The sequence below is a fragment of the Streptomyces sp. NPDC033221 genome, from assembly GCF_055577005.1.
Genome location: NZ_JBVIQN010000037.1, coordinates 1 through 6,844, shown reverse-complemented (window position 1 = coordinate 6,844; position 6,844 = coordinate 1). Strand labels below are relative to the sequence as shown.

Here is a 6,844-nt window from a genome sequence, read left to right as displayed (position 1 = left end):
TGGTGGCTTCAACCGTGACCGCCGTGACGACCGCTCGGGTGGCGGCTTCCGCCGCGACGACCGCTCCGGCGGTGGCTTCAACCGCGACCGCGGCGACCGCCCGAACCGTTCCTTCAACCGCGACGACCGCTCCGGCGGCCGCTCCACCGGTGGCTACCGCTCCGGCGGTGGCGACCGTCCGTACAACCGCGACCGCCGCGACGACCGCCCCTCCTCGGGCGGCTACCGCTCGGGCGGCGGCGACCGCTCGAACGGCCGCCGCGACGACCACCGTGGCCACGGCACCAGCTCCTTCGGCCGCCGCGAGGACAAGCCGCGCTGGAAGCGCAACGGCTGACACAGTCCGTGACGCCGTCTGACGACGTCGCCCACTGAGACCGCAGGGCCCGCGCCACGCTCCCGTACTCCGGTACGGGGGCGGACGCGGGCCCCACGTCTCAACTCCGTTCCCCGCGCGGCCCCTTGACCGCGCACTCCGCCGTACGGCAGCCCCGCCCACCACGCCCGCCCCCAAAGCGGACGCGGTCCCTCCGCCAGTCCGATGCCCCATGCCTTCGGGCTGCGGCGGGAACGCGGGCTATGCTGCTCGGTGCGGGCCATTAGCTCAATTGGCAGAGCAGTGGACTTTTAATCCATTGGTTCAGGGTTCGAGCCCCTGATGGCCCACCAGGTACGAGCCGGAGGCGAGCCCTCCGGCCCCTCGCACAGCGCCCCCGCCGGGAGTCTCCCGGCGGGGGCGCTGTCGTGTTTCCCGGCAAGAGGAAGAGGCTGCCGGGGCGCTTTCCTCCGGTGGCTGTATGACCCATCCGGCCCAATCTGATTCGCCGCCCGGCCCTGCAGCGGAAAGCCTTGGGACGACGACGGTGTTCGTACGGACGGGCGCGCGGGAGTGGGAGGCAGGCCGGTGCGGGTGCGTCGAGGCGGCAGGGGCCGTGCGGGCGAAGGGGAGCGGCGGCGGCGCCGCTCCGGCATGTCGCCGTTCGGGCGCCGGCTGGTGTGCTGGCTGCCGCTGATCCTGCTGGTGGCGGGCATCGTCTTCGACAGCGGCACGCCGTCCCGGTACACGGCCGCGCCCTTCTTCTCCGCCGCGCCTCTGGTGGCGGCACCGCTGTACTCGCTGCGCAGTACGGCCGTCACCGCGGCGGCCGCCGTCATCGCCGAGACCTGGGTCGTGACGTACCACGGCGACCGGGACACCAACCAGTCCTTCACCGAGGGCCTGACCGTCCTGGTCGTCGCCGTCCTCGCGCTGGGCATCAACCGGGTCGTACGGATGAGCGATGCCCGGCTCGCCTCCGTACGGGACGTCGCGGAGGCGGCCCAGCGGGCCGTGCTGCCGACGCCCGCCGAGCGCATCGGCGGGCTGGCGGTCGCGGCGCGTTACGTGGCGGCGCAGGCGGACGCCCGGATCGGCGGCGATCTGTACGCGGTCCAGGACACTCCGTACGGCGTACGGCTGATCGTCGGCGACGTACGGGGCAAGGGCCTGGAGGCCGTGGAAGCCGCGGTGATCGTCATCGGCGCGTTCCGGGAGGCCGCCGAGCAGGAGGCCACCCTGGAGGCGGTGGCGGGGCGGCTGGAGCGGGCGCTGCAACGCGAGGGCAGCCGGCGCGAGGGGCTGGACCAGTTCGAGGGGTTCACCACGGCCGTACTGGCGGAGCTGCCCTCGGACGAGCACGCGGCGCTCCGCGTCCTGAACCGCGGCCATCCGGCGCCGCTGCTGCTCGCCCCTGACGGCGAGCTGTACGAACTGGCCCCCAAGTCACCCGCACTGCCGCTCGGCATGAGCGAGGTGGCCGGCTGGCCGGACCGGGCGGACGAGACGTCCTGCCCTGCCGGATCGATCCTGCTGCTCTTCACCGACGGCGTGACCGAGGCCAGGGACGCCGACAACGTCTTCTACGAACCGGCGAAGCGGCTACGCGGGCGGAGCTGGGCCGGCGAGGGGCCGGACGCGCTGCTGGACGCGCTGGTTGAGGACGTGGCGGCGCATACGGGTGGGGAGACGGCGGACGACATGGCGTTGCTGGCGGTGCAGCGGCCTTTGAAGGGGTGAGCGGGGGGCAGTTCATCAGTTCATGGTCGGCTCACGGTCAGTTCGGGGTTGGGCTTGGCGTTCCGTGTGCGGTGTGCGGTGTGCGGTGTGCGGTGTGCGGTGCCCGGTGTTCGGTGTGCGGTGCCCGGTGTTCGGGCTTACAGCCACTGCAGGCTCTGCCCGTGCTGGCCGGCCAGGGCGACCGCCCGCTCGTCGAGGGCCAGGGTCAGCAGTAGCTCCGTCACCTCCAGGGGATGCGCCGGCCGGGGCGTGGTGATCCAGGGGAGGACGGTGTGGTGCTCGTTGGAGACCCAGTGCCCCGGGCGGTCGCGCTCCCGCAGGACCGTCCGTACGAGCCGGGCGAACTCCTCGCGGCGGGCCGGCGGAAGGTACGTCAGTACGGAGGTGTGGAAGACGACCAGCGTGGCTTCCGGCGGGGCCTCGGCGGCCAGCGCGGGCAGCGCGTCGATCAGGTCGCCGCGTACGACACGGGAACGCGGCGCCGACCGTACGGCCTCGACGGCGGCCCGCTGGCGCCGTACGCGCTCATCGGTGGCGCCCGGCCAGATGAGGGCCTCCAGCCAGCGGGCATCGTCGGGATCGGCCGGGTCGAGGGGGTTGAGGTCGATGCCCGCGCGCCAGGCGATGTCCGGGACGCGGTCGGGTACGGGGGTTCCCGGGCCCGTACGGCAGGGGAAGACCGCCGCGCTGCCCGGAGCGCCGAACTCCGGCCGGTCGTCGTAGCGGTAGCGGTACCGGTCCGGGTGCAGGCACAGGCCCGCCGACGCGCCGACCTCCAGGAGGGCCAGCGGCTGCGGGAGCCGGGCGAGGAGGGGCAGCAGGGTCGCGCAGCGGGCCGGCTCGTTGGTCTGCGTCAGCCGCCGCATGACGACGGCCCTGACGTCCTCCCAGTGGCGCAGGGTCCACTCCCGCCAGCCCCGGTACGCCGCGTCGCCGCGCGGCCCGTGCTCCGCGTACGGGCCGTCGAGGTAGCGGACCGCGGCGAACAGGAGCTTGGGCTGCTGTTTGTTGCCGGCGGGCAGGGAGCGCGCGAGGTGGTCGCAGAACTCGGGGTCGTGGCCGATCCGCGCGGCCAGTTCCTCGTGGGCGTCGGACTGTCCCCGCGCCTGGTACCAGGCGAAGTCCACGTATCGATCCGCCAGTGCCTGCGCGCTGTTGACGACCATGATCAGACGTTACTGCGCTCACGCGGCGTGTACGCCGGGCACCCCTGCGCATAACAACTGCCGCACAATCGTGCATCCGAGGTTTGGCGAGTGATCGGCAACTCGCCCTGGTTGATGCCTGGATGGGCGATTAAGTGCAGGCCAAAGCTATCCCAAAGCGCCCATGGATTCGCTGGAACGCTTGGTATCGGGCCGGGGGTTCTATTACAGTCTGATAACGCAGCGCGGTCGTCCCAGCCGTCGCAAGAGGCGGCACCGTGCGCCGACGCCTAATCCCGTCAGCAGGTTCACAACTGAATCACCGTTGGGGCACCACACTGGACCGGCCCGTGGGCCGGTGCCGTACCAGCGCGTGCCCTGGGAAAACCGGGAACCACCACGTTGGGGTACGCCGGGCCGGACGGCCACCACCGATCCGTCGGAGGCGGCCAGCCGCCACCGACTCCGGGGGCCTCCCTCCGGCGCCGGACCGGGCTGGGGGCGGCCCCACCGCTGACCCGGTAGGCGAGAGGAAGGAAAGGAGTGCGCCCCCGTGGCGTCCAACAGCCCTGCCGGCTCCGTCCCCGAGGTTCCTTTCGACGCCGCTGCCGGTGTGCCGACCGCTGCCGCTGCCGCTACCGGTGTCTTCGGTGGGCCGGCCGATGCCGGTGCCGTTCCGGCTACTGACTCCGATGTGTTCGTACCCGGCCCTGATGCGTACGGCACCGAACCATTCGTCACCGAACCGGCCGCGTTCGACACCGGCACGTGGGAGGAGTGGAACCCCACCGAGGACTCCGTACGCCCCGTACGCGGCAAGCACCGGGTGGCCGGCAAGCAGCGCGGCGGACTCGCCCGCGGCGGTACGGTCCTGGGCGTCGGCGTGATCGCGGCGGTCGGCGCGAGCGGCATGGCCACGGCCGAGGAGAAGCCGCAGCTCGCGATATCCCTGCCGGACGTCGGCGACCTGGCGGACGATCTCGCCGCGCAGCTGCCGGCTGCCGAGTCCCTGCCGGGCATCGGCAGCCTCATATCCGGTCCGTCCGGCCCGTCTGATTCATCCGGCTCGCCTGGCTCCGAGGCAGTGGCCGGCGCCCCCCTCTCCCAAGCCGGTCTCACCCAGGCCGAGGCCCAGCAAGGCACGGGCACGGGCATGGACACAGGCGTAGGCATGGACACAGGCGTAGGCCAGTCGCTGAGCGACCGTATCCGCCAGCAGGCCGAGGGCCAGCAGAGCGCCGCCGAGGAGGCCGCGGAGCGCGAGGACCGGCGCGAGGCCGAGGAAGCAGCGCGCAAGAAGGCCGAGGCCGAGCGCCGCGCCGAACTCGCCCGCAGCTACGTCACCCCGCTCTCCACCTTCACCCTCACCGCCGGATTCGGCCAGGCCGGCGACCGCTGGGCGGCCAACCACACGGGACTGGACTTCGCCGCCCCCACCGGCACCCCGGTCAAGGCCGTCCACGGCGGCACGATCACCGAGGCGAGCTGGTCAGGCCCGTACGGCTACCGCGTCATCCTGACGCTGGACGACGGTACGGAACTGTGGTTCTGCCACCTGTCCTCCCTGGTGCGGACCACCGGCAAGGTCGCCGCCGGCGACGTCATCGGCCGGGTGGGCGCCACCGGCAACGTCACCGGCCCCCATCTCCACCTGGAGGTACGGCCGGGCGGCAGGCCGGTCGACCCGAAGCCCTGGCTGCGTGATCACGGAATCAACGTCTGAGACCGGTAGCTCCCCCTCCACAACACGCGCCTCCCCACGACTCAGGGGCCCCGGGCGAGCCCCTGGACACATCCCCGCCTCCCATCCACTGCCCTTCCGCCCCTCACCCCCGACACGCATGCCGCCCCGCGGCCGATCTGCCCCGGTGGGCCGTCACCCCGTAAGAGAATCCCTCTCAACCTGGGCATTTCCCCGCTTCGCGCGCTGTCCGCCGGGCACTCGGATGGATGCGCCGCCGGGGTGACCGGCCCCGGCCCGGTTCAGGAGGGTGCGATGAGTCCGAACGACAAGGCGGGGTACCAGCCGGGCCCGGAACGGCGCGGCACCCCCTCCACCCCCTCCATCACCACCGACGTCCCCGCCCGCCTCGACCGTCTCCCCTGGTCGCGCTGGCACTGGATGGTCGTCATCGGCCTCGGCACGGTGTGGATTCTCGACGGTCTGGAAGTCACCGTCGTCGGCAACATCGCCGGCCGCCTCTCCGAAGAGGGCAGCGGACTGCCCATCTCATCCGCCCAGGTCACCGGTGTCGCCGCGGCGCTGTACGTGGCCGGCGCCTGCCTCGGCGCGCTGTTCTTCGGCCGGCTCACCGACCTCTTCGGCCGTAAGAAACTCTTCCTGATCACGCTGGCCGTCTACCTGGCCGCCACCGCCCTGACCGCGGTCTCCTTCTCCTCCTGGTGGTTCTTCCTCTTCCGCTTCCTGACCGGTTTCGGGATCGGCGGCGAGTACGCGGCGATCAACTCCGCCATCGACGAACTGATCCCCTCCGCCTACCGCGGCCGCGTCGACCTCGTCATCAACGGCAGCTTCTGGCTCGGCGCGATCGGCGGCTCCCTGCTGTCCATCCTGATGCTGGACACCAGCATCTTCCCCATCAACATCGGCTGGCGGCTGACCTTCGCGCTCGGCGTCGTACTCGGCCTGGTCATCCTCCTCGTACGCCGCAACGTGCCCGAGAGCCCACGGTGGCTGTTCATCCACGGGCGCGGCGACGAGGCCGACGACCTCGTCGCCTCCATCGAGCGACAGATCTCCGACGAGAAGGGCGAGCCCCTCCCCGAACCCGAGGGCGAGATCACCATCCACCCCCGCAAGAGCATCGGTTTCCTGGAGATCGCCCGTACCGTCTTCTCCCGCTACCGCCGCCGCGCCATCCTCGGACTCGCCCTCTTCATCGGCCAGGCGTTCCTCTACAACGCCGTCACCTTCGGCTTCGGCGCCATCCTCACCTCGTTCTACAACGTGCCGACTTCCGGCACCGGCTACTACTTCGCCGTGATGGCGGCGGGAAACTTCCTCGGCCCCCTCCTCCTCGGCAAGCTCTTCGACACCGTCGGCCGCCGCATCATGATCTCCGGCACCTACCTGCTGTCCGGCGTCCTCCTCTTCGCCACCGCCTGGCTCTTCTCGGCCGGGCATCTGACGGCCACCACGCTCACCGCCTGCTGGTGCGTGGTCCTCTTCTTCGCCTCGGCCGGGGCCAGCAGCGCGTACCTGACCGTCTCGGAGATCTTCCCGATGGAGACCCGGGCCATGGCCATCGCGTTCTTCTACGCGGTCGGTACGGCCGCGGGCGGCATCACCGGCCCCCTGGTCTTCGCCGAACTGACGGAATCCGGCGTGGCAGCCGACACCGCACTCGCCTTCTGCATCGGCGCCGCCCTCATGTGCCTGGCCGGCCTGACCGCCGCCTTCCTGGCCGTACGCGCCGAACGCCGCTCCCTGGAAGACATCGCCGCCCCCCTCTCAAAAACCCCCGCAACCTGACCCTCCCCCCCCCGCCCTTATCCCCCCTCCCCAACTACGACTCGGCCCCGCGCCCCTTAGACGCCGTCTCATGTGGCGGTCTTGTCCGCTGCGCGGCCGTAGGCGCTTGGGGTGCGGACGGACGGCCTGTCAGGCTGGGCAGCTGAGGCG

At 71.7% G+C, this 6,844-nt stretch carries 4 protein-coding genes, 1 tRNA gene and 1 pseudogene; 5 read left to right on the top strand and 1 reads right to left on the bottom strand.

What is annotated here, in order from left to right:
* The 3 genes and pseudogenes from ACZ53K_RS34615 to ACZ53K_RS34605 form a co-directional block, all read left to right on the top strand.
* A pseudogene (locus ACZ53K_RS34615) lies at positions 1-337 on the top strand (DEAD/DEAH box helicase); the annotation flags it as partial.
* Positions 338-593: 256 nt separating this feature from the next.
* Positions 594-669 (top strand) — tRNA-Lys (locus ACZ53K_RS34610).
* Positions 670-970: 301 nt separating this feature from the next.
* Positions 971-2,056, top strand: coding sequence for a PP2C family protein-serine/threonine phosphatase (locus ACZ53K_RS34605; RefSeq protein ID WP_468844855.1), 1,086 nt, complete (start codon positions 971-973; stop codon positions 2,054-2,056).
* A gap of 137 nt (positions 2,057-2,193) precedes the next feature.
* On the opposite strand, the gene ACZ53K_RS34600 is transcribed toward ACZ53K_RS34605, so the two are convergent.
* The gene (locus ACZ53K_RS34600) at positions 2,194-3,222 is read right to left on the bottom strand and encodes a DUF2332 family protein (protein WP_468844678.1); all 1,029 of its coding nucleotides are present in this window, start codon (positions 3,220-3,222) and stop codon (positions 2,194-2,196) included.
* A gap of 532 nt (positions 3,223-3,754) precedes the next feature.
* Here ACZ53K_RS34600 and ACZ53K_RS34595 point away from each other — a divergent pair.
* A complete protein-coding gene (locus ACZ53K_RS34595; RefSeq protein WP_468844676.1) occupies positions 3,755-4,924 on the top strand; it encodes a M23 family metallopeptidase in 1,170 nt (389 codons plus the stop codon).
* Between the two features lie 273 nt (positions 4,925-5,197).
* Complete coding sequence (locus ACZ53K_RS34590) at positions 5,198-6,694, top strand: MFS transporter (protein ID WP_468844673.1); 1,497 nt, start codon at positions 5,198-5,200, stop codon at positions 6,692-6,694.
* Positions 6,695-6,844 lie beyond the last annotated feature (150 nt).